22 protein-coding genes, 1 tRNA gene and 1 rRNA gene are annotated in these 21,682 nt (G+C 57.3%); 5 read left to right on the plus strand and 19 right to left on the minus strand.

Translation table 11 applies throughout. The annotated features are described in order from the left end of the window. Positions 1 to 2 precede the first annotated feature (2 nt). The 11 genes from BT173_RS11715 to BT173_RS11765 all read right to left on the minus strand — a co-directional run bounded on the left by BT173_RS11715 (position 3) and on the right by BT173_RS11765 (position 8,469). On the minus strand, positions 3 to 554 hold the full coding sequence (locus BT173_RS11715; protein ID WP_072428838.1) for a GNAT family N-acetyltransferase: 552 nt from the start codon (positions 552 to 554) through the stop codon (positions 3 to 5). A 22-nt stretch (positions 555 to 576) separates the two neighbouring features. Further along, entirely contained in the window at positions 577 to 2,103 is a 1,527-nt protein-coding gene (gene lnt, locus BT173_RS11720; RefSeq protein ID WP_072428839.1) for an apolipoprotein N-acyltransferase, read from the minus strand. After that, positions 2,100 to 2,969 carry a CorC family transporter gene (locus tag BT173_RS11725; protein ID WP_072428840.1) on the minus strand — a complete coding sequence of 290 codons (870 nt, stop codon included), beginning with the start codon at positions 2,967 to 2,969 and terminating at the stop codon, positions 2,100 to 2,102. The genes lnt and BT173_RS11725 overlap by 4 nt, the downstream gene beginning before the upstream one ends. Positions 2,970 to 3,038: 69 nt before the next feature. Next, entirely contained in the window at positions 3,039 to 3,434 is a 396-nt protein-coding gene (gene gloA2, locus BT173_RS11730; protein WP_139256129.1) for an SMU1112c/YaeR family gloxylase I-like metalloprotein, read from the minus strand. Position 3,435: 1 nt separating this feature from the next. Next, positions 3,436 to 3,615, minus strand: coding sequence for a hypothetical protein (locus BT173_RS11735; RefSeq protein ID WP_072428842.1), 180 nt, complete (start codon positions 3,613 to 3,615; stop codon positions 3,436 to 3,438). Between the two features lie 15 nt (positions 3,616 to 3,630). After that, positions 3,631 to 4,365: an rRNA maturation RNase YbeY gene (gene ybeY, locus BT173_RS11740; RefSeq protein WP_072428843.1), complete on the minus strand. Its 735-nt coding sequence runs from the start codon at positions 4,363 to 4,365 to the stop codon at positions 3,631 to 3,633. 14 nt (positions 4,366 to 4,379) lie between these two features. After that, positions 4,380 to 4,727 carry a DUF5329 family protein gene (locus tag BT173_RS11745; protein WP_072428844.1) on the minus strand — a complete coding sequence of 116 codons (348 nt, stop codon included), beginning with the start codon at positions 4,725 to 4,727 and terminating at the stop codon, positions 4,380 to 4,382. Next, positions 4,720 to 5,724, minus strand: a complete 1,005-nt coding sequence (locus BT173_RS11750; protein ID WP_072428845.1) for a PhoH family protein — start codon at positions 5,722 to 5,724, stop codon at positions 4,720 to 4,722. The genes BT173_RS11745 and BT173_RS11750 overlap by 8 nt, the downstream gene beginning before the upstream one ends. After that, positions 5,721 to 7,025, minus strand: coding sequence for a tRNA (N6-isopentenyl adenosine(37)-C2)-methylthiotransferase MiaB (gene miaB / locus BT173_RS11755; RefSeq protein WP_217651457.1), 1,305 nt, complete (start codon positions 7,023 to 7,025; stop codon positions 5,721 to 5,723). The genes BT173_RS11750 and miaB overlap by 4 nt, the downstream gene beginning before the upstream one ends. Before the next feature lie 150 nt (positions 7,026 to 7,175). Beyond that, positions 7,176 to 7,252: transfer RNA gene (locus tag BT173_RS11760), tRNA-Met, on the minus strand. A 62-nt stretch (positions 7,253 to 7,314) separates the two neighbouring features. Further along, positions 7,315 to 8,469 (minus strand): class I SAM-dependent methyltransferase, encoded by a 1,155-nt coding sequence (locus tag BT173_RS11765; protein ID WP_072428847.1) that lies wholly within the window; start codon positions 8,467 to 8,469, stop codon positions 7,315 to 7,317. Positions 8,470 to 8,520: 51 nt separating this feature from the next. On the opposite strand from BT173_RS11765, the gene BT173_RS11770 reads away from it, so the two are divergent. From BT173_RS11770 to BT173_RS11785, 4 genes are all read left to right on the plus strand, one after another. Next, the gene (locus BT173_RS11770; protein ID WP_072428848.1) at positions 8,521 to 9,261 is read left to right on the plus strand and encodes a pteridine reductase; all 741 of its coding nucleotides are present in this window, start codon (positions 8,521 to 8,523) and stop codon (positions 9,259 to 9,261) included. Between the two features lie 223 nt (positions 9,262 to 9,484). After that, on the plus strand, positions 9,485 to 10,432 hold the full coding sequence (gene ttcA / locus BT173_RS11775) for a tRNA 2-thiocytidine(32) synthetase TtcA (RefSeq protein ID WP_072428849.1): 948 nt from the start codon (positions 9,485 to 9,487) through the stop codon (positions 10,430 to 10,432). Beyond that, entirely contained in the window at positions 10,432 to 11,214 is a 783-nt protein-coding gene (locus BT173_RS11780; protein WP_084658491.1) for a polyamine aminopropyltransferase, read from the plus strand. The genes ttcA and BT173_RS11780 overlap by 1 nt, the downstream gene beginning before the upstream one ends. An 83-nt stretch (positions 11,215 to 11,297) precedes the next feature. Then, positions 11,298 to 11,822 carry an RNA pyrophosphohydrolase gene (locus tag BT173_RS11785; protein WP_072428851.1) on the plus strand — a complete coding sequence of 175 codons (525 nt, stop codon included), beginning with the start codon at positions 11,298 to 11,300 and terminating at the stop codon, positions 11,820 to 11,822. Positions 11,823 to 11,878: 56 nt separating this feature from the next. Here the strand turns inward: BT173_RS11785 and aroB are convergent, their stop codons facing one another. Genes aroB through BT173_RS11820 form a run of 7 tightly spaced genes read right to left on the minus strand, consistent with a single transcriptional unit; the run spans position 11,879 to position 18,421 of the window. Then, positions 11,879 to 12,946: a 3-dehydroquinate synthase gene (gene aroB / locus BT173_RS11790; RefSeq protein ID WP_072428852.1), complete on the minus strand. Its 1,068-nt coding sequence runs from the start codon at positions 12,944 to 12,946 to the stop codon at positions 11,879 to 11,881. Next, on the minus strand, positions 12,927 to 13,472 hold the full coding sequence (locus BT173_RS11795) for a shikimate kinase (RefSeq protein WP_072428853.1): 546 nt from the start codon (positions 13,470 to 13,472) through the stop codon (positions 12,927 to 12,929). The genes aroB and BT173_RS11795 overlap by 20 nt, the downstream gene beginning before the upstream one ends. A 19-nt stretch (positions 13,473 to 13,491) precedes the next feature. Next, positions 13,492 to 15,555, minus strand: coding sequence for a type IV pilus secretin PilQ (locus BT173_RS11800; protein ID WP_072428854.1), 2,064 nt, complete (start codon positions 15,553 to 15,555; stop codon positions 13,492 to 13,494). After that, positions 15,552 to 16,073 carry a pilus assembly protein PilP gene (locus BT173_RS11805; protein WP_072428875.1) on the minus strand — a complete coding sequence of 174 codons (522 nt, stop codon included), beginning with the start codon at positions 16,071 to 16,073 and terminating at the stop codon, positions 15,552 to 15,554. The genes BT173_RS11800 and BT173_RS11805 overlap by 4 nt, the downstream gene beginning before the upstream one ends. Positions 16,074 to 16,089: 16 nt before the next feature. Further along, positions 16,090 to 16,725 carry a type IV pilus inner membrane component PilO gene (locus BT173_RS11810; RefSeq protein WP_072428855.1) on the minus strand — a complete coding sequence of 212 codons (636 nt, stop codon included), beginning with the start codon at positions 16,723 to 16,725 and terminating at the stop codon, positions 16,090 to 16,092. After that, positions 16,722 to 17,309 carry a PilN domain-containing protein gene (locus tag BT173_RS11815; RefSeq protein WP_072428856.1) on the minus strand — a complete coding sequence of 196 codons (588 nt, stop codon included), beginning with the start codon at positions 17,307 to 17,309 and terminating at the stop codon, positions 16,722 to 16,724. The genes BT173_RS11810 and BT173_RS11815 overlap by 4 nt, the downstream gene beginning before the upstream one ends. Continuing rightward, positions 17,309 to 18,421 (minus strand): pilus assembly protein PilM, encoded by a 1,113-nt coding sequence (locus tag BT173_RS11820; protein ID WP_373279668.1) that lies wholly within the window; start codon positions 18,419 to 18,421, stop codon positions 17,309 to 17,311. Before BT173_RS11820 ends, BT173_RS11815 begins: the two co-directional genes overlap by 1 nt. A gap of 126 nt (positions 18,422 to 18,547) precedes the next feature. Between BT173_RS11820 and BT173_RS11825 the strand changes: the two genes are divergently transcribed. Continuing rightward, on the plus strand, positions 18,548 to 20,857 hold the full coding sequence (locus BT173_RS11825) for a penicillin-binding protein 1A (protein WP_072428857.1): 2,310 nt from the start codon (positions 18,548 to 18,550) through the stop codon (positions 20,855 to 20,857). Between the two features lie 630 nt (positions 20,858 to 21,487). On the opposite strand, the gene rrf is transcribed toward BT173_RS11825, so the two are convergent. Then, a 5S ribosomal RNA gene (rrf, locus tag BT173_RS11830) occupies positions 21,488 to 21,601 on the minus strand. Between the last annotated feature and the right edge of the window lie 81 nt (positions 21,602 to 21,682).

A 21,682-nucleotide genomic window follows, 5' to 3' on the forward strand; every position in this document is an offset into this window, starting at 1 on the left:
AATCAGTCGGGAATGCGTGCGTACACGCGGGTATTGCGCAGCTGGCCTTGCAGATCGAGGCGATCGCGCCGCAGCGTGCCTTCCAGCACAAAGCCGGCCCGCTCGGCCAGGCGCCAGCTGGCGGTGTTGCGCTCATCGGTAGTCAGGAAGACCCGCTGCGCGCCCAGGGCCTGCAAAGCGTAATCACTGAGCGCACGCACCCCCTCGGTCATCAGCCCGCGCCCGCCCCAGCCTTGGCGACACCAGTAGCCGACTTCGAATTGGCGCAAGGTCCAGTCCGCCTTGTGCAGGCCGCTGCCGCCCATCAGCACGCCGCTGTGCTTGTCGATGAAGAAGGCCATCAGGTCTTCATTGAGCAGAAAGCGCGCATAGGCGCGCCGGCAAGCCTGTTCCGATTCTGCCAGGGTCGGCGCCGGCCACACCCAGCCCAACCAGGTTTTCAGGCTCTCGGCTGATTCGACGATGGCCGCATTGAAGATCGCCCCATCGCCTGGCTTGGCGACGCGAATCAGCAGGCGTTCTGATTCCAGCTGTTCAGGCAATTGGCTCAGCATGGCGCCCCCCAATCGACAGTCTTTACGAGAACTGTGCCCGGCGGCGACGCAGCCACAGCGCCGCCAACACGGCCATGCCGGCCAGTAGCAAGGCGGCCGCATTACCCCAGCGCATATAGGGCGTATTGCCCTGCATGCCCTGCACGCTGGCCGTCAAGATGCCTTCGATACGCTCGGGCAGACGCGCCGCGTACTGGCCATTCGGGCTGATCACCGCCGTGGTGCCGCTATTGGTGGCGCGCAACATCGGGCGGCCCGTTTCCAGCGCGCGCGCCTGGGAAATCTGCCCATGCTGGGCCAGCGCCACCGAGCCATCGAACCAGGCCAGATTGGACAGATTGAGCAACATGGTGGCTTGGCGCGCATTGGGCAGCAGCTCCTCGCCGAACACGTCCTCGTAGCAGATATTGGCGGCGATGCGCTGGTCGCGCACCGCGAGCGGCGTCTGCACCGGGCCGCCCGAGCTGAAATCAGCCAGCGGCATGTGCAGGATATTGTCGTACACCCAGGCAAACAGCGGGCGCAGCGGCACATACTCACCAAACGGCACCAGGTGCGCCTTGTAGTTGGCCGGACGCTTGGGGTCGGTCAGCAGCACGGCGCCGTTGTAATAGCGCTGGCTCTTCGCGTCCAAGCGCGGCGCACCGGCAATCAGGGCGGCGTTCTGCACCTGGGCATAGCTGAGCACCGCGTCCAGATAATCGGGCGGCACCTCATGCAGGAAGATCGGGAAGGCGGTCTCGGGCAACACGATCAGCTCGGCCTTGGCCTGCTTGACCAGCTGGTAATAGGTGCGCAGATTGTAGATCAGGTCATCCACGCCCCATTTCTGGTTCTGCGGAATCGCCCCCTGCAGCAGCGCCACCTTGAGCGGCTTGCCGCTGGGCGTGGTCCAGGCCACTTGTTTGAGCGCAATGCCGACGCCACATAGCAGCAGCGCACCAGCCAGCAGGGCCGCATCGATGCGTGCCAGGCGGCGCCCGAGCAACCAGGCCACCAGGCCTGCCAGCCAGGCCAGCAGCCCACTCACACCATACACACCGAGCAGCGGTGCAAAGCCCGCCAGCGGGCCGTCCGGCATCTGGCTATAGCCGATGGCCGCCCAGGGAAAGCCGGTAAACAGCCAGCCACGCAGCCATTCGACCAGCAACCAGCCAGCCGGCAGGGCCAGCAGCAGCAGGATGGCGCGCGATTCGCCAGCCAGGCGCCGCGCCGCATAGGCCGCCAGCGCCGGGTAGAGCGCTAGGAAGGCGGCCAGCGCCGCCACCGCCAGCACGGCCAGCGCCGCCGGCATCCCGCCGTAGGTATGCAGACTGATGAAGATCCAGTGCACGCCGGCCGAGAAATAGCCGAAGCCCCAGGCCCAGCCTATCCAGGCAGCGCGTCGCGCATCGGGCGCGCTATCGACCAGGCCAAACAGCAGCGCCACCGACAGCAGCACCAGCGGCCAGAAGTAAAACGGCGCGAAGCCAAACAGGGCAATGGCGCCAATCAGAGCGGGGGGGAGCAGTCGGGCCAGCTGCCGGCGCGCCGCCTGCCAGCGGCTCACGCAGCGTCCGAAGCCGGGGCGGCTTCGCGTTCGATCAACAGGATATGCACGCGCCGGCTATCGGCACGCAGCACCTGGAAATGCAGGCCACCAAAGCTGATCGCATCGCCGCGCTTGGGCACGCGGCCGAACTCGGTCACCACCAGGCCGCCCACGGTATCGATGTCCGCATCGCTGAAATCGGTGTCCAGCGCACGGTTCAGGTCGGCAATCGGTGTCATTGCCTTCACGCGCCAACGGCCCTGTCGGTCGGGCAGGATATTGTCGCCAGTTTCATCGAAATCGTATTCGTCCTCGATATCGCCAACGATCTGCTCGACCACGTCCTCGATGGTAACGAGGCCGGCCACGCCACCATATTCGTCCACCACCACTGCCAGGTGGTTGCGGTTGGCACGGAACTCCTTCAACAGCACATTCAGGCGCTTGGATTCGGGAATGAATACCGCCGGGCGCAGCATCTGGCGCAGATTGAAGTCTTGGCGAGCGTAGTAGCGCAGCAGGTCCTTGGCCAGCAGGATGCCGATGATATTGTCCTTGCTGCCCTCATAGACCGGGAAGCGTGAGTGACCGGACTCGATCACATAGGGAATGAAGTCGGCCGGCGCGGCCTCGACTTCGATTACATCCATCTGGGCGCGCGGAATCATCACATCGCGCACCTGCAGGTCGCCGACCTGCAGCACACCTTCAATCATCGCCAGCGCATCAGCATCGAGCAGATGGCGCTCGAAGGCCGAATGCAGCAATTCGACCAGCTCTTCGCGGTCTTCCGGCTCGCGTAGCAGGAAGGCGGTCAGCCTTTCCAGCCAGTTGGCCTTGTGGTTGGGGGAAGCAAGCGATGAGCGACTAGAAGGTAAGTCCATGATGGTGGGGTGGAATAAGGATGAGGCCGATTATAGCCGTGGGATTGTTGCAGCGCCTAAGGCGCCGCTTCAGGGGAGTTCGTAGCATTCCACCGGCAATCCGTCCGGATCGGCGCAGAAGGTGAAACGCGCGCCGGTGAATTCATCCACGCGCACCGGCTCGCAGACAATGCCGTAAGCCTGCAGGCGCGCCAGCATGGCATCCAGATCGCGCACGCGCAGCGCCAGGTGGCGCAGACCGAGCGCCTCGGGCCGGCTTGGGCGCGGCGGCGCCTTGGGGAAGGTGAAAAGCTCAAGCTGCGCGCCATCGGGCAGGCGCACATCCACCTTCCAGGAATCGCGCTCGGCGCGGTAGTGGGCGGCAATCTCCTGCCCACCCAGTGCATCGAGATAGAAGCGCCGCGCGGCGGCCAGATCGGACACGATCAGCGCCACATGGTGCAGGCCAAGCAGGGGGCTGGGCAAATCAGGACACATGGATATCGATGCCCTGCCACCAGATCAACGCCGCGGCGATCAGCACCAGCAAAAGCAGCAGCCCGAACAAGCGCTGACGCCGCGCTGCGCGCGGATCGAGCAAGCGCTGCAGCACCAGCCATCCGACCAGCACCGCCAGCAGCAGGGCGATCAGCTTGAGCACCGACATCAGCTAGCGCCCCGCTCAGGCGTCCGGCGCGCCTTTTTCGCTCGCATACGGGTCGGGGTAGCCGAGGCTGGCCAGCAAGGCGGTTTCCAGCCCTTCCATGGCCTCTGCCTCCAGTTCGTCCTCGTGGTCATAGCCTTGCAGATGCAGCACGCCATGCACGATCAGATGCGCCCAATGCGCTTCCAGCGCCTTGCCCTGCTCGAAAGCCTCGCGCTCGACCACGGCCGGGCAGAGCACCAGATCGCCCATCACCACGTCTTCCATACCCGGCATCGGCTCGCCCTCGTTGAAGGCAAAGCTCAGCACATTGGTGGCGTAATCCTTGTGGCGGAACTCGCGGTTCAGCGAGCGCGCCTCGGCCTCGTCCACGATGCGTACGGTGATCGACGCATCCAGACCAGCTTCCAGCGCCGCCTCGGCCCAGCTGCGAATCAGCTTCTTACCCGGGGTGCCCTTGGGCTTGTCCGCGTATTGCACGGTCAGGTCGAGCTCACCCAGCACCAGCTCGTCTTCCTGCACATCGTGCTCCACACCGATGCTCAGCGCATTGGCGCTGACCGGGCGCATCAAGAGGCGCGCCGGCGTACCTTCCTCGGCAGGGGTACCGATCAGCACGCCATCCGGCGCATCCAGCAGTACATGCAGCTCGCTGCCATCGGCCAGCAAGAGCCGCAGCTGCTCGGCCTTGACCAGCTTTTCACGCCCCTTGGCGTCGATGGCGAATACGGTAACAGCGGCGGTTTGGCTCATGGGTCTTCCCGGGTTCAGGCAGCGCGCAGGCGCCGCAATTCATTGCTCAGCCAGCTCTTGCTGGGCTGCTCGGCCTTGCCGGGGCAACGCGCGGCATAGGGCTTGCCGCTCAGATAGCTCTGGCTGGCCAGTTGTTCAATAAAGTCTTCCGCACTGCGGATGCGATTACCGGCCTTAGCGAGCTTCATGCGCAGATGCTCGCTCGCCTCAGAGCTGGCATGCACGCTGCCATTGCGCACGAACTGGCAGCCGGAGCGGGCCACGAAGTCGAGCAGCTGGTCGATCTCGCGCTGCGCCTTGGCATCCAGCGCCATGGCCGGCAGGGCAGCCAGTAGGAGGCACAGCAGCAGCGATCTAGCCATGCTTGACCTCCGAGGTCTCGGCCTTGTTGAGCGCCTTGTCGCGCCGGTCATAGGCATCGACGATCTTCTGCACCAGCGGGTGGCGCACCACATCGTCAGTCTGGAAGTAATGCAGGGCAATGCCGCGCACATTCTGCAGCACGCTTTGCGCATCGATCAGGCCCGATTTCTGATGTTTGGCCAGGTCGATCTGGGTCACATCGCCAGTCACCACCGCGCGCGAGCCAAAGCCGATACGGGTCAGGAACATCTTCATCTGCTCGGGCGTGGTGTTCTGCGCCTCGTCAAGGATGATGAAGGCGTGGTTGAGGGTGCGGCCGCGCATAAAGGCCAGCGGGGCGATTTCGATCACGCCGCGTTCGAACAATTTGGTGACCTTCTCGAAGCCCATCAGGTCATACAGCGCGTCGTACAAGGGGCGCAGATAGGGGTCGACCTTCTGCACCAGGTCGCCAGGCAGAAAGCCAAGCCGCTCGCCCGCCTCCACCGCCGGTCGCACCAGCACCAGGCGCTTGACCGTGTCGCGCTCCAGCGCGTCGACCGCGCTGGCCACGGCCAGATAGGTCTTGCCGGTACCGGCCGGGCCGATGCCGAAGGTGATATCGTGTTCCTGAATCGCCTTCAGATAGATATTCTGGCGCGGGGTGCGGCCGCGCAGATCGGCGCGCTTGGTCTTCAGCACCGGCATGCCGTCCTCGCCCGGCGCAGCCGGCAAGCCGTCTTCCGGCATGCGCAGTTCGATCAGGCTGAGCTGGACCTCCTCCACCTCGATGGGCCGATGCGAGATCGAGTAGAAGCGCTCCAGCAACTCCGCCGCCAGCTTGGTCTGGGCAATCCGCCCCGAGATGCTGAAATGCTCGCCGCGCCGCACGATGTCCACTTCCAGCGCGGTCTCGATCTGACGCAGGTTCTCTTCCAACGCGCCACACAGATTGGCCAGCCGGCCATTGTCGACCGGCGCGAAATGCAATTCCCGAGTGGCGTGGCGGATGCTCATGCGGCGATGGTTTCCTTGGTGACGATCTCGCCGCGCAGGCTGTGCGTGGCGGTTTCCGTGATGCGTACTTCAACGAACTGATTGATCAGACGCGGGTTGCCGACAAAGTTCACCACGCGGTTATTGTCGGTGCGGCCGGCCAGTTCGTTCTCGTTCTTGCGCGAAATTTTCTCGACCAGCACGCGCTGCACAGTGCCGACCATGCTGCGATTCACCTCATCGGCCAGCTCGTCGATGCGTTTTTGCAGGCGTTGCAGGCGCTTGAGCTTGACCGCCTCGTCCACCTCATCATGCAGCTCGGCGGCCGGCGTGCCCGGGCGGCGGCTGTAGACAAAGCTGAAGCTCGCATCAAAGCGCACATCGTCGATCAGCTTCATGGTGCGCTCGAAATCCTCGTCGCTTTCGCCCGGGAAGCCGACGATGAAGTCGGACGAGATGCACAGATCCGGGCGCGCCTCGCGCAGCTTGCGCACAATGGCCTTGAATTCCAGCGTGGTGTAACCGCGCTTCATATTGACCAGGGTGCGGTCGGCGCCGGCCTGCACCGGCAGATGCAGATGCGACACCAGCTTGGGCAGAGTGCGGTAGCAATCGATCAGCCGCTGGGTCATTTCCTTCGGGTGGCTGGTCGTGTAGCGGATGCGCTCGATGCCGGGAATCTCGTGCACGTACTCAAGCAGCAGCGCGAAGTCGGCAATCTCACCGTCTTCCATCTTGCCGAGGTAGGCATTGACGTTCTGGCCCAGCAGCGTGACTTCCTTGACGCCTTGCTGCGCGAGGTCGGCCACTTCCACCAGCACATCCTCGAACGGGCGGCTGACTTCCTGGCCGCGCGTGTAAGGCACCACGCAGAAGGAGCAGAACTTCGAGCAGCCTTCCATGATGGACACAAAGGCCGAAGCGCCTTCCACGCGCGCAGGCGGCAGGTGGTCGAACTTCTCAATTTCCGGGAAGGAGATATCGACCTGAGCCGCGCCGCTCTCGCGCCGCTTGGCAATCAGCTCGGGCAGGCGGTGCAGGGTCTGCGGGCCGAACACCACGTCCACGTAGGGCGCGCGCTTGACGATGGTCTCGCCTTCCTGCGAGGCCACGCAGCCACCGACACCGATCACCAGATTCGGATTCAGCTGCTTGAGGTGCTTAATGCGACCAAGGTCGGAGAACACCTTCTCTTGCGCCTTTTCGCGCACCGAGCAGGTATTGAACAGGATCACATCGGCTTCTTCGACGTTATCGGTCTTGCTCAGCCCTTCGCTGGCATGCAGCACATCGGCCATCTTGTCCGAGTCGTACTCGTTCATCTGGCAGCCAAAGGTTTTGATGAAGACTTTCTTGCTCACGATCGATCCACCTGTGAAACGCTCTAAAATCAAGCGCTTATCTTACCCGCCACGCGGCGCTTGCGCATAAGGAAAAAGCCCGCCGCCTAATGGCGACGGGCTTTTGAAACCTGGTGGCTATGACTGGACTTGAACCAGTGACCCCAGCATTATGAGTGCTGTGCTCTAACCAGCTGAGCTACATAGCCATCGAAGAGGGCGCGATTATCTAGAGGGTCGCGACCGTCGTCAAGCCCCCATCACGATTTTCTTACAAAGCCCCCGATCGATCATCGCGCCCAAAGCCCGCCAGTAGCGCTGGCAACGCTAGCTGCTTCGAGAAGGCGATGACTTTGAACAACTCGCCCATCTCAGCCGGGCTCATCAGCTTGTTCAAGGCGACTGTCGCCTTTAGATAGTCGTTCGAGCCCGCCTCCAGGCGACCCAGGCAATCGAGCACGCCGGCCTCGAGCAGGAAGGACGCCTGCGAGGTGAAGCCCTCAAGCTGCCAGCCGACCTCCATCGCCGCGCGATAAATGGCCGAGAAGTCCACATGGGTGGTGATGTCCTCCAGACCCGGCAGATGAAACGGATCATCGTGGCTGTGATGGCGGTAGTGGCAGATCAGCGTGCCCATATGGCGCTGCGGGTGATAGTACTCGCCGGCCACAAAACCGTAATCAGGCAGGATCAGCGCACCCTGCTTGACCGCAGCCTCCAAGGCACGCACAAAGCCCTGCGCCTCTAGCTGCACCTCGGTCTGATAGCCGACGGGCAGGTCCAGCTCAACCAGCGCGGCAGCCAAGGCAGGGTCGCTAATGGCGCGATCGGCCCAGGCAAAGCCCCCCTCCTGCCAGACCACACCACGGCGCTGCCAGCCAACGTCACCCCGCCGTACCAGCTCACAGGGCATCGCATCCAGCAGCTCATTCCCCACCACACAGCCGACGAAGTCCGTGGGCAGCGCGCTCAGCCAGCGCACCCGGTCCAGCAAGTCCGGCACAGCGGCTTGCAAGGTGGCACGTTGCCGCTCGGCCAGATCGGCCGATAGTTCGAGAATCAGATAGCGCGCGGGCAGCACATCGCGCTGCGCAAGTTCCTGCAGCAGATCGGCCGCTAGCCGCCCGGTGCCGGCACCGACCTCGAGCACATCACCGCCGCAAGCAGCCAAGACTTGGGCGACCGGGCCAGCCAAGGATTGGGCGAACAGCGGGCTGAGTTCCGGCGCGGTGATGAAGTCGCCTGCCGCGCCGAACTTACGGCTGCCGGCGCTGTAATAACCGAGACCCGGTGCGTACAGGGCCAGACGCATATAGTCGGCAAATGGCAGCCAGCCGCCGGCACGCGCAATCTCATCCCGGATCAGGGCAGTCAGCGCCTGGCTACTGGACAACTGTTCGGCGTCGGGGGCAGGTAAGGAGCGCATGTGTTAGATTCGATTTCCATTCGAGATCGACCAGTTTAACGAGGCAGAGCGATGCAGGGCAAAGTGGTATTGGTAACAGGGGGTGCGAAGCGCGTCGGTGCCGCCATCGTGCGCAAGCTGCATGGGGCCGGCGCCAATGTGATGCTTCACTATCGCAGCTCGTCCACCGAGGCACGCGCACTGGCCGCTGAACTGAATCTGCAGCGCCCGAATTCGGTCGCCATCAGCCAGGCGGATCTGCTCAATATCGCCGGCCTGCCTGTGCTGGTGCAGCAGACCATCAGCCAGTTCGGCCGGCTCGATGCGGTGGTCAATAACGCCTCCAGCTTTTTCCCCACCCCGGTAGGCGAAGTCGACGAAGCCGGTTGGCTTGATCTGATTGGCAGCAATCTGAAAGCCCCACTCTTCCTGGCACAGGCCGCCGCACCCGAGCTGAAGAAGACCCAGGGCTGCATCGTCAGTATTGCCGATATCCACGTCGAGCGGCCGATGAAAGGCCATGTGGTCTACAACATCGCCAAGGCCGGTCTGGTGGCCATGACCAAATCACTGGCACGCGAGCTGGCGCCTGAGATCCGCGTGAACGCCGTCGCCCCCGGCGCCAATATCTGGCCGGACGAAGAATCGGTCTTCGATGAACTGGCCCGCCAGCGCATTACCAGCAGCATCCCGCTCAAGCGCGTGGGCGAACCGGATGATCTGGCGCGCACCATCCTGTTCCTGATCCAGGATGCACCCTACATTACCGGCCAGGTCATCAATGTGGATGGCGGTCGCAGCATCTATCTGTAAGTATCGCGCGAGCTACCGATAGGCAGCCATTCAAACCGCCTGGACTGCATCGCAGAAGTGCGCGGGGACGCGTTTCAGCGCAGCGGCCTGGCCTGCCGGCAACTCGATAGCGTCGAGCCGACGGGGAGAGACGAGCGAATCGCGGATTCTGCGCACGCTACGGCTGCGTAGTCGACAAAAAACCCTGTAAAATCACGCGCTTTCGCATTTTCAGGTCAGTCCCATGGACACCGCAGTCACCGATACCTCGCCCAGCAGCGCTGAGCAAAAAGCCAAGTACAACTTCGACAAGCTAGCCAAGCGCTTGCGCCACGCCGTTGGCGATGCGATCAATGATTTCAATATGATCGAGCAGGGCGACCGCATCATGGTGTGCATGTCGGGCGGCAAAGACAGCTACACCATGCTGGATATCCTGCTCAGCCTGCAAAAAAGTGCGCCTATCGATTTCGAGCTGGTGGCCGTCAATCTCGACCAGAAGCAGCCCGGCTTTCCCGAACACGTGCTGCCTGAATACCTGGCCAGCCTCGGCGTCGAGTACCGCATCATCGAAGAGGACACCTACTCGATCGTTAAACGCGTGATCGAAGATGGCAAGACGACCTGCGGCCTGTGCTCGCGCCTGCGCCGCGGCATCCTGTACCGGGTGGCCGATGAGCTCGGTTGCACCAAAATCGCCCTCGGCCACCATCGCGACGACATTCTGGAAACCCTGTTCCTAAATATGTTCCATGGCGGGCGCCTGAAGGCCATGCCGCCCAAGCTGGTCAGCGATGATGGTAAGCATATGGTGATCCGCCCACTTGCCTACTGCCGCGAAAAGGATATCGAGCGCTACGCCGGTCTGCGCGCATTCCCCATCATCCCCTGCAATCTGTGTGGCTCGCAGCCCAATCTGCAACGCGAGGTAGTCGGTCAGATGCTGAAGGATTGGGATAAGCGCTTCCCAGGCCGACTGGAAACCATGTTCCGCTCGCTGCAGAACGTGGTGCCCTCCCACCTGGCGGACCCGAAGCAATTCGACTTCGTGGGCTTGCAAACTCAGGACAGCCCTTACGCCGACGGCGATACCGCCTTCGATGCGCCAGAACTGCCCAGCAACGAGAACGCCCACCCCTTCGCCAAGCTCAGCATCCTCGATAGCCGTAATCGCAGCGGAGGCTGTCACTGATGCGCTTCGGTCGCCGCATGCACAAATCGTTTGCCGACGATGTGGTCGTCGACGTCAGCGAGAAGGACGGCATCCGCTCGCTGCACCTGGGCTCGGAAGCCATCCAGAGTTCAATGCGGGTGCGCGATCCGATCGAACTGGTGCTTGGTTACAGCCGCTGCATGTTCGCCTTTCTGCTGTTCCGGGAAGTCCCCAAGCAGATGGTGGTGATCGGACTGGGCGGCGGCTCCATACCCAAGTTTGTGCACCACCATATGCCGCAGACCCGCGTGGTTGCGGTCGAGCTACTACCCCAGGTGGTCAGCATTGCCCGCAGCATGTTCTGCCTGCCGCCCGACGATGAGCGCCTGCAGGTCGTGGTTGGCGATGGCGCTGCCTATATCGCTAATCTGCTCGACCCGGTCGATATCATCATGCTGGATGCCTTTGGGCCGACCGGCATCGCCGAAGCACTCTCTACCGAAGATTTCTTTGGCCGCTGCCGCGATAGGTTAACGCCGGATGGCACCCTGCTGGTCAATCTGTGGGGCTCCGATCCACGCTTCCAGGTCTATGTCGACCGGCTGTCGCGCGCCTTCGACGGTCAGGTGCTCTGCTTGCCGGCGCGGCAGCGCGGCAATATCACCGCACTGTGTTTCAAGCGCAGCAGCCACAACCCGAGCTGGAGCAGCCTGAAGGAGCGCGCCGCCATCCTGGAGGCGCATTTCCCGCTCGAGTTCAGCGAATTCGTCACCGACCTCACCCGCATGAACGAGCACAACGATCGCCGACTGGCGATCTGACGCCACAGATGTCGGCCGCGCTTTCCATCACTCGGCCAATGTGAAAAAATCGCTGCAATTTAACGATTTATACGGTGATACCCATGCTCGACAGAGACGGCTATCGCCCCAACGTTGGCATCATTATCTGCAACGACAAAAACCAGGTATTTTGGGGCAAACGCGTTCGCGAACATTCCTGGCAGTTTCCACAGGGTGGCATCAAGTCGGGCGAGACACCCGAACAGGCCATGTTCCGTGAGCTGATGGAAGAAACCGGGCTCAAACCCGAACATGTACGCATCCTGGGGCGTACGCGCGATTGGCTGCGTTACGATGTGCCCACCCACTGGGTAAGGCGCGAGTGGCGCGGTACTTACAAAGGGCAAAAGCAGATCTGGTTTCTGCTGCGGCTGGTTGGGCGCGAATGCGATGTGTCGCTACGGGCCTCGAATCACCCGGAGTTCGACGCCTGGCGCTGGAATGATTACTGGGCGCCGCTGGAAGCGGTGATCGAGTTCAAGCGAGGCGTCTACGAACATGCGCTGTCCGAATTGGCGCGCTTCCTGCACCCCGTGCCTCGGCAACGGCAAAACCCTCGTCCGCAACGGCAAGCCAACGCCACCTAAGCAAAACGGCATGGAATCCATCCATGCCGTTTTCTTTTCCAGCGCCAATGCAAAAGCTAGTGCAGCAGTTCGCGCAATTGCGCCTCATCCAGATAAGCCAGCTCCGATTGACCCAGGCAGTCCATCAGCACAAAACGAATACGCCCATCCAGCACCTTCTTGTCCTGTGCCATCAGCTCCATCCAGCGCGCGAAACCGAGCTCAGGTGCAGTCGTCGGCAAGTCTGCGCGCTGCAATAGCAGCTCGATACGCGCCACCTCGTCAGCGCGCAACTTACCGAGCAGGGCCGAGGCCTTGGCAGCCAACACCATGCCTGCAGCGATCGCTTCACCATGCAGCCATACGCCATAACCCAGCCCCGCCTCGATCGCATGACCGAAGGTATGGCCCAGATTCAACAACGCCCGCACACCTTCCTCACGCTCGTCGGCTGCCACAATACGCGCCTTGTTCTGGCAGGATCGCTCCACCGCGTAAGCCAGCGCCTCCATATCGCGCCGCATCAGTGCCGCCATATTCCGCTCAAGCCATTCGAAGAAGGGCAGATCGTCGATCAGGCCGTACTTGATCACCTCAGCGAGGCCGGCCGAATACTCGCGTGCGGGTAAGGTCTGCAAGGTATCCAAGTCCGCCAACACCAAGCGTGGCTGGTAGAAGGCGCCAATCATATTCTTACCCAGCGGGTGGTTGATGGCGGTCTTGCCTCCAACGGAGGAATCCACCTGCGCGAGCAGCGTGGTCGGTACCTGGATAAAAGGCATGCCACGCTGGTAGATGGCCGCGGCAAAACCCGTCATATCGCCGACCACTCCACCGCCCAAGGCAATCAGCGTTGTCTTGCGCTCGCAGCGATGCTCAAGCAAAGCGTCGAGTATCTGATTCAAGGTTTCCCAATTCTTGTACTGCTCACCATCTGGCAGCACGATACGCAGGGTGCGAATCCCTGAAGACTCCAGAGCCTGCTGCAAATCCTCCAAATACAATGCAGCCACCGTCTGATTGGTCACAATGGCGACCCTAGCCTGTGGCAAACAGGCCGCGATCAAGCTAGCGTCTTTGAGCAAGCCGCTGGCAATCTGAATCTGATAAGGCGCGTGGGCCAACTCAACAGCTACGGTTCGCATGTTTCTTCTGCAGTTCATGGACGATATGAAGCGCGAGCTGATTCACGCTCTGGCGGCTGGTATCCACCACAAGATTGGCAACTTCGCGATATAGCGGGTCACGCTCGGCGTACAGCGCCTGCAAACGCCCTTTCGGGTCTGCGGTTTGCAGCAAAGGGCGGTTCTTATCTAAACGGGTGCGCTGGTACAGGTCTTCGGGAGAAGCACGTAGGTAGATGACGTAACCCTCGGAAGCAAGGCGATGGCGGTTGTCCGGGTTCAACACCGCACCACCACCCGTGGCCAAAACAACATCCTGCAAAGCAGTCAGCTCGCGGATAGTCTCCACCTCGCGCTGACGAAACCCCGCCTCACCTTCCAGTTCGAAAATGATAGGGATACGTACGCCCGTGCGCGCCTCGATTTCATGGTCGCTATCGTAGAAAACCTTATTGGTCAGCCGCGCTAACGCCCGCCCAATGGTGGTTTTCCCCGCCCCCATCAAACCCACTAGAAAAAAATTGCCCGGCAAATTCATGCCGGGCATTGTAGCGGATTGCGCCGTCTTAGCGCAGCGTCAGCGCATCATCCAAGATGCGTGGCGTGATGAAGATCAGCAACTCACGCTTGGTGTTCGTACCCGTCTTGGTCTTGAACAAATGACCCAAGATAGGCACATCACCGAGCAGAGGCACCTTCGACTCGCCGTTTGACTCAGTGAGCTCGTAGATCCCGCCGATCACAGCAGTATCACCATTACTTACAAGCACATTAGTTTCCACGCTACGCGTGTCAACAACAGGGTTAGCACCCGTTGAGGCTAACGCATCTTTACTGATCTTCAACTCCATGAAGATGCGGCGATCAGGCGTAATACGAGGAGTAACCTCAAGCTCAAGATTAGCCTCCTTTTCCTCGGAAGTATTAGCGCCATTCTGTCCGGGAACGGTGATGTAGAAACGAGAACCTTGCTTAATTACCGCCTTTTGCTGATCACCCGTAATAATTCTAGGGCTTGAAACCGTTCGACCGTTACCTGCGGCCTCAAGGGCTTGCAATTCCAGGCTTAGCAAAGCACCCACGCTACTATTCAATAGAGTAATACCCAAAGACGCGGGAGATACGCCCCCCAAAGCACTTGCAGGTAAGTTGACATTTGTCGTGGTGGCTGCATTAACACCATTATTCAAGACATCAATGGAATCATTAATGCCGGATGCGATGCCGATGCGATTCTTATCGCCGAGCGTCCTATCCCCTCGAACAGCAAGACGCGCGCCAAGTGTGCGGCTGAAATTATCATCCGCGATTACAATTCGTGCCTCAATCATGACCTGCCGAGCTGCAACATCGGAGCGCAGCAATAGAGCACGAATAGAGTCGAGCTTAGACGGGATATCACTAACAATTAAGACATTATTGCGTGTCTCTACAATTGCGCTACCACGCTTGCTGAGGAAGGATTGTTTCTCATTAAGCAGCATCGCCCTCAAGTCCTCAGCTTTAAGATAGTTCAGCTGAAAGGACTCGGTGCGTAGCGGCTCAATATCTGCAATTTGTGCCTTAGCTTCAAGAGCCATCTTTTCACGTGAAGCAATCTCTTCACGCGGCGCAATCCACATTACGTTTCCATTCTCACGCTTATCCAATCCTTTACTCTGAAGAATAAGATCAAGCGCTTGGTCCCAGGGGACATCCTTCAACCGTAACGTAACGTTACCACTGACGGTATCACTGGTAATAATGTTCTTACCAGTAAACTCGGCGATGACCTGCAATACGGTCCGAACCTCTACGTTCTGAAAATTGAGCGAGAGCTTATCGCCTTTGTAGGTCGGCTTATCGAGCTGAGCCAGGCGGCGCGCTTGCTCGTCGACATTTTTAACTTCGACAATAAAGCGATTCTCAGTCTGATAGGCTGAATATTCCCAGGCACCCTTAGGCTCAATAACCATCTTAACGGTATCGCCTTGCGCATAACTATCAATAGTCTGAACCGGCGTACCAAAGTCAGTCACATCCATACGCCGCTCAAATTGCCGCGGAAGTGCAGTCTTGGCAAATTCAAGTAACAAGGACTTACCCTGCTGCCTTATATCAATACCGATAGTGGGACTAGACAAGTCGATAGAGATACGCCCCTCCCCATTTTTCCCCCGCCGAAAGTCTACATCACGAATCGACTCTTTGCCTTTATTCTGCGCCGGAGAAAATTGCGTCGCACCTCCAATAGAAGATTGGGCATTGTTTAGGCTTAAATAGACCCTGTTCCCTTCGACCCGCGTTTCATAAGCCGCTGGCTTGATTAAGCCAAGCACAACCCGCACGCGCCCACCGGCCTCAGCAAGGCTAACAGACTTGAGATTACCGCCGGCAGCGGGGTATGTCGCCTTACCGGTATCATTCACGGTGTCGGCAAAATCGAACGCCACGCGAGGGGGAGTATTCACAACGAAACTCGCAGGCGCGGCTACAGGTCGCTGCATTACCAGCATCACCTCTTGACGGTCAGCACTCTCCGTCCGAAGCTCAACGGACTTAATCGCATTAGGCTCCGCTGCAAAAACAAGCGTAGTCATAAGCAGCAACAGCGAGCCTTTTAACCAGTTTTGCCAGGGCCGCTTATTCATTTTTTCTGCTCCATTTCATCCAGGGCCAGCACGCTAGTGCGCTCAACCCAATCACCGCCGCTATCTTCCACGATTTCCTTCAATGACGTTTCAGTCTCAGAAATCCCAGTGACCATCCCAAAATTCTGGCCCATATAACTACCGATCTTTACTCTGTAGAGATTGCCATCGGGAGCACGGATCAAAGCGTTCACTTCCTTGCCCTTCTGTAGCGTCCCCACCATTCTGAGCTTCTCTAAATCATATAGCTCGAGAGTTTCTCTCGGGCGATTAAGATTCGGAGCAAGCGCGCCCCCAGCTTGTTTGGCAACTTCCATTTTGCTGCGGTTGAAGGGATCAACTAGTTCAAAAGCAGCATATACGAAAGGCTCATACGGCTTTGGCGCGGGAAGTGGTTCGATGCGGGTTTTTAAGCTACGACTACTCTCATCCATCCACACCTTAAGATCGTCGAAATCATTACCGATACATGCCGAGAGCGATGCAATCGAAAATACAGCTAGCATAATGTTTTTCATACCTAGCCCCATACCCTTACTTCTTCTTTTTCTTTGCCGCAGCAGCTTTTCTCATCTCAACGGCCTCTTCAGCATCCAGAGATCTATAAGTACTTGCAATAGCCTGCATAGAAAGCAAGCCCGCCCCACCTGCCTGCTGCGCAATATGCATGTCTTTAAGCGTCACGATACGAGAGAGCTGAGATATATCGCTAGCAAATGCAGCCAAGTCGTGATAACCCCCAACTATTTTCAGCTGTATAGGACGCTCAGCAAACTCCGGCGTTTTGATCTCCGAAGGGGATGGCTTAAATAGCTCAAATTGCAACCCCCGACCGACGCCGGACTGGTTAATTTCCGTAATTAATGTTTCCATTTCTGCCTTACTGGGCAGCTGCTTAAGCAAAGCGCCAAATGACTCTTGAATTTCGGCAAGTTGTTGCCGATACGCATCCAGATTCATTGCTTTGGCTTTTTTATCCAAGAAGGCCTGCTTCAACACTTCTTCTTGCGCTCTACCTTGATCTAGAGTTTCAATCTGACCAGCAAGCAAAGCGAAATAGCCTGCAACAACAACGGCGACAACTAATAGCAGGAGAGCAGAAAACTGGATTGGAGCGGGCCAGTTAGCAATCTCTTTCGGATCTAAGCTCCGAAGCTCATCTAAATTCACTTGACAGCCCCTTTATTGCCCTTACCTTCAGTTAAGACTTCCTGCTCTCGCGAGATCAGGACCTTTAACTGAAACAAATTGGAACGCTGCCCGCCTTTGCTCTCAGCCTTGATTTCAATCAGATTGGGCTGCTCAAAGACTGGGGAATCATTGAGGCTACGCATGAGCGTCGAGACTCTCGCACTGGATTGAGCATACCCAATTAGTAGCAGAGAATTACTTACCTGCTTGATCTCAGAAAAGTAAATTCCTTCAGGAACTTGGCGAACCAGCTGATCCAACACCGAGACTGCCTCTCCTCGATTTACCTGGAGACGCTCAACAACCTTTTTCCTATCCAGAAGCTGTTGACGTTCCTTTTTTAGCGTTTCAATTTCTGCGATTTGCTTATCTAACTTTCCATTTTCATCAGCAAGAAAAGCATTCCTCTCTTCTTGAGTAGCAATGCTTGCACTCAATGCCAAATACGCCGACACCACAAGCAATACTCCCAAGCCAACCGAAGTAGCCGCCAAGATCCCGAGCCGAGCGACTCTTGCTTTTCTCTTGTGCTCTCTATGAGGCAGTAGATTGATTTTAATCATCAATCGAACCTCCGCATTGCCAACCCACAAGCAATCATCAGAGATGGCGCGTCCAGCAGCAACTGCCGAGTTTTAATCCTTGCGGACTGACTCATGTTAAGAAACGGATTTGCAATCATCGTACTCACCTGAGTACGGCTGGCCACAACCTCATCTAATCCAGGTATAACACTACAGCCACCTGCCAAGAGGATATGGTCTACCGAACTATATTGCGTCGAGGTAAAAAAGAATTGCAAGGCCCTGGAAATTTCGAGCGCCAATGAATCCATAAAAGGCTGCAATACCTCTGGCTCATAGCTATCAGGCAGGCCACCATTGCGCTTCGCAGCCTCGGCTTCCTCAGCAGAAAGATTAAATTTCCTCTGAATATCCTGAGTCAACTGCGCGCCGCCAAATGCCTGCTCTCTTGAGTAGATCTGCTGACCATCACGCAGTACATTGATGTGCATCATTGCAGCACCGATATCAACGATAACCACAGTCTGACCCTGCCCATTATTAGGCAGTTGACGTTCAATTAACTCGTATGCCGCCTGAGTGGCAAAAGACTCGACGTCCATCACGACAGCCTTTAAACCCGCGGCTTCGATCGCTGCAACACGATCCTCCACCTTCTCCTTGCGCGATGCAGCAATCAACACCTCAACCTCATCAGGGGTTGCGGCAGATGCGCCAAGCACCTGAAAGTCCAAGTTCACCTCATCAAGTGCAAAAGGAATGTACTGATTTGCCTCAGTCTCAACCTGCTGCTCCAGCTCAGCTTCAGTTTGGCCCGCAGGGACCGTAATCTTCTTGGTGATCACTGCAGCAGCCGGCAATGCAAGTGCAGCCCCCTTCACACGCGTACCCATCAGGCGCCATGCCCGCTTTACTGCTTCAGAAACAGCCTCCAAATTAGCAATGTTTCCGTCAGCAACAGCGTCCTTTGGCAAAGGCTCTATGACGTATCGCTCGATAGTAAAATGCTTGCCCGATTCAGATAGCTCTACCAGCTTCACCGCAGAGGTGCTTATGTCGACGCCAATCAAAGCTGGTGCTTTAGGCTTTAGGAAATCTAGATTCAACTTGAATTTCCCTTTAAATAATTTAGTTGGGAGTGATGATTTCACGAGTTTCAGCTTAAATGCTAGCAGCCCACCTGAACAGTGTAAAGGCGAATTATGCATTTATGCTAAAGCGCAGCGGCCGAGCCTCCGAGGTAGAATGCGAGACATCAACCACCAAGAGACAAACTCATGACGCATCGTTGGTTAGTGCTCCTTGCTGCGGCAGCGTGTGCACTGATTGTCGCCGTGGCCGGCACTATTCTTGCAGCAGTAGCCCTCACTTACCCCAAGCTGCCAGCCCTAGAGGTTCTGACGGACTATCGTCCCAAAATTCCGTTGCGTGTTTACACCGCAGATGGTGTTCAGATCGGTGAGTTTGGCGAGGAACGACGGGACTTTGTACCCATCGCACAGGTTCCCCTGTTGATGCGTCAAGCTATTCTGGCCGCAGAGGATGAGCGCTTTTATAGTCACAACGGTATTGATTACATCGGCGTAGCCCGAGCTGCGCTGTCTAACTTAGCCTCAGGGCATGCTCAGTCTGGGGCAAGCACCATTACCATGCAGGTTGCGCGAAACTTCTTTCTTTCCAGCGAAAAGACTTTCACTCGGAAATTTAATGAGGCATTGCTGTCGTTTAAGATTGAACATAGCTTATCGAAAGACCAAATTCTTGAACTGTACTTGAACCAGATTTACCTCGGTCAACGTGCACATGGTTTTTCCGCGGCAGCGCAGACGTACTTCGGCAAGCCTCTAGGCGGTCTAAGCATCGCCGAGATGGCTATGCTTGCCGGTTTGCCGAAGGCTCCCTCAAGTTACAATCCTGTTGTCAATCCTAGCCGAGCAAAGCTAAGGCAGCAGTATGTCCTCCGGCGCATGCACGAACTGAACATGATCGACGATGCACAGTACCAGCAAGCGCGCGCGGAAGTGTTGAAGGTCCAGAAAACCAGGGAGAATTTCAATACACACGCCGAGTACGTCGCTGAAATGGTTCGACAAGCAGTGCATGAAAAGTATGGCGAGTCTACATATACACAGGGCCTTAAGGTCTACACCACGATAGATTCAACACACCAGCAAGCAGCGATAGCGGCATCGCGTGCCGGGATTTATGCTTATGATCAGCGTCATGGTTATCGAGGGCCTGAAAGCTATGTTGAATTGAAAGGCATTAGCTCTGCTTCAAGCGATTTTCTCGATGAGCAATTAGCGCCATTTAGCCAAATTGGCGATCTACTTCCTGCAATCGTGACCCAAGCCAGTAATAAATCACTTACTGCCTACCTTAGTAAACACGGCCTAGTTACCCTTAAAGGTAAGTCACTTCAATTTGCATCCCGCCATTTGAGTAGTAAGCTCTCCCCCGCACAACGCATCCGTCCTGGCTCGATTATTCGTGTACAACTGATAGGTGGCGAATGGCAGATTCGGCAAGTACCTGATGTTGAAGTTGGCTTCGTCGCTATTGACCCTAACAGCGGCGCAATCAAGGCCTTGGTTGGTGGTTTCGATTTCCAGAAGAATCATTTCAATCACATTACGCAAGCGTGGCGGCAGCCAGGATCGACATTCAAACCATTTATCTATTCCGCGGGCATTGAGCGCGGCTTTACTCCGGCCAGCATGATCAACGACGCCCCCTTGGTGATTGATCCGACATCCATCGGCGGGCAACGCTGGGAACCCAAAAATTTTGATGGCAAGTTCGCCGGCATGATGTCGCTGCGGGATGCATTAACGAAGTCGAAGAACCTAGTATCCATTCGCATACTGCAGTCGATCGGCCCAGAATATGCACAGGCTTATATTTCTAAATTTGGCTTTCCCGCGAAAAATCACCCCGCATATCTAACGATGGCATTAGGTGCCGGCAGCGTGACTCCAATGCAGATGGCGGAAGCGTATAGTGTATTCGCCAACAGCGGATTCAAGGTTAACGCATACTTCATCGATCGCATCGAAAATGACAAAGGCGTTGTCCTAGCCAAAACACAAGCGACTATTGCAGGAAAGAATTCGGAAAGAGTTCTAGATGCGCGTAATGCATTTATTATGACTAGCATAATGAAAGATGTTACGCGCTTTGGGACCGCTGCCCGCGCCTCTGTCTTGAACCGTACCGACCTTGCTGGGAAAACCGGCACTACGAATGACTCCCACGATGCGTGGTTCGCAGGCTACACCCCTAATTTGGTGGCAGTCAGTTGGCTTGGCTTTGATAAGCCGCGTTCCTTGGGTGGCTCAGAGACAGGGGGGCAAGCCGCTTTGCCAATCTGGATTGACTACATGGGCAAAGTACTTAAGTCCATCCCTGAGCGTCCGATCAGCGTTCCGGATGGCATTATTGTTATGCCAGTTGAAACCTCTCGTGGGACAAGGGATGAGTACTTCTATGCAGAATTCCCGGACACAAATCCTGAGCTCTTCCTAGACAATAGCGCCAGTGGTACGACAGAACCAATTGAAGAGGAAGTGAAGGATTTGCTTTTCTGATTCTCTCAACGAAACTAAGCCCGCAGATGCGGGCTTTTTCTTTTTAATGAGACGAGGTTACCTAGATTTTAATAACAAAATCACGGTGTATCCTGGGTAAGTAGTAGCAGCTCTTTGAAGAGCAGATAACCGGTCACTTATCATAGTTATATCGAATCCGCCGATCAGAGTCGGCCACCTCTATGGCACTTCCGAGGCCGGTTGCTAGTACTAGAAATAACATGCGGCTGGATAATATTTGATGCAACGCGTACCAAAGCTAAAAGACTCGCAACAGATATAACATCCTGCTCAAACACATGTTGGCAAATCGAATGGTTGAGGGCGTAACTGTCTAGGCAGCAAGGCAGGGAGAGCAGCCCGCACCAACGACGTAACAATCGATTCCATTAGCGCCCTAGCAAAGCATGAGGAAGATAGCGGATGAAGGTCTTCCGTGTATTGATATGACTTGGGTGCGCAAGTACCGCGGCCAGCAGCTGATCCAGTTAACGCTCCCCCAACGAAACATCCCGCGAGAGCGGGCTGTTTGCTTTGCCTGGGCACGAACTCGCACGATTTGCGCCCCCAAAGCTGCGCGCCAAAGCAAAAGCCCCAGTCTCTGTTGAGACCGGGGCTTTTCGGTAGGGAGCCTGGCAGTGACCTACTTTCACACGGGAGATCCGCACTATCATCGGCGCGGTGTCGTTTCACTGTCCTGTTCGAGATGGGAAGGAGTGGGTCCAACACGCTATGGCCGCCAAGCATAACTGGCGTGCATCCTGACTTCGTCAAGACACAACATTTTCAGTTCGCTGCTCTTACAAGCAACAAACCATGGAAGAA

The sequence above is a fragment of the Chitinimonas taiwanensis DSM 18899 genome (assembly GCF_900119825.1).
GTDB lineage: Bacteria > Pseudomonadota > Gammaproteobacteria > Burkholderiales > Chitinimonadaceae > Chitinimonas > Chitinimonas taiwanensis.

Bases quoted from the DNA above. Each gene is read 5' to 3' on its own strand.
- BT173_RS11715 (WP_072428838.1), bottom strand. From the start codon at position 554: ATGCTGAGCCAATTGCCTGAACAGCTGGAATCAGAACGCCTGCTGATT.
- BT173_RS11725 (WP_072428840.1), bottom strand. From the start codon at position 2,969: ATGGACTTACCTTCTAGTCGCTCATCGCTTGCTTCCCCCAACCACAAG.
- BT173_RS11735 (WP_072428842.1), bottom strand. From the start codon at position 3,615: ATGTCGGTGCTCAAGCTGATCGCCCTGCTGCTGGCGGTGCTGGTCGGA.
- ybeY (WP_072428843.1), bottom strand. From the start codon at position 4,365: ATGAGCCAAACCGCCGCTGTTACCGTATTCGCCATCGACGCCAAGGGG.
- BT173_RS11745 (WP_072428844.1), bottom strand. From the start codon at position 4,727: ATGGCTAGATCGCTGCTGCTGTGCCTCCTACTGGCTGCCCTGCCGGCC.
- BT173_RS11750 (WP_072428845.1), bottom strand. From the start codon at position 5,724: ATGAGCATCCGCCACGCCACTCGGGAATTGCATTTCGCGCCGGTCGAC.
- miaB (WP_217651457.1), bottom strand. From the start codon at position 7,025: ATGAACGAGTACGACTCGGACAAGATGGCCGATGTGCTGCATGCCAGC.
- BT173_RS11765 (WP_072428847.1), bottom strand. From the start codon at position 8,469: ATGCGCTCCTTACCTGCCCCCGACGCCGAACAGTTGTCCAGTAGCCAG.
- BT173_RS11770 (WP_072428848.1), top strand. From the start codon at position 8,521: ATGCAGGGCAAAGTGGTATTGGTAACAGGGGGTGCGAAGCGCGTCGGT.
- ttcA (WP_072428849.1), top strand. From the start codon at position 9,485: ATGGACACCGCAGTCACCGATACCTCGCCCAGCAGCGCTGAGCAAAAA.
- BT173_RS11780 (WP_084658491.1), top strand. From the start codon at position 10,432: ATGCGCTTCGGTCGCCGCATGCACAAATCGTTTGCCGACGATGTGGTC.
- BT173_RS11785 (WP_072428851.1), top strand. From the start codon at position 11,298: ATGCTCGACAGAGACGGCTATCGCCCCAACGTTGGCATCATTATCTGC.
- aroB (WP_072428852.1), bottom strand. From the start codon at position 12,946: ATGCGAACCGTAGCTGTTGAGTTGGCCCACGCGCCTTATCAGATTCAG.
- BT173_RS11795 (WP_072428853.1), bottom strand. From the start codon at position 13,472: ATGCCCGGCATGAATTTGCCGGGCAATTTTTTTCTAGTGGGTTTGATG.
- BT173_RS11800 (WP_072428854.1), bottom strand. From the start codon at position 15,555: ATGAATAAGCGGCCCTGGCAAAACTGGTTAAAAGGCTCGCTGTTGCTG.
- BT173_RS11805 (WP_072428875.1), bottom strand. From the start codon at position 16,073: ATGAAAAACATTATGCTAGCTGTATTTTCGATTGCATCGCTCTCGGCA.
- BT173_RS11815 (WP_072428856.1), bottom strand. From the start codon at position 17,309: ATGATTAAAATCAATCTACTGCCTCATAGAGAGCACAAGAGAAAAGCA.
- BT173_RS11825 (WP_072428857.1), top strand. From the start codon at position 18,548: ATGACGCATCGTTGGTTAGTGCTCCTTGCTGCGGCAGCGTGTGCACTG.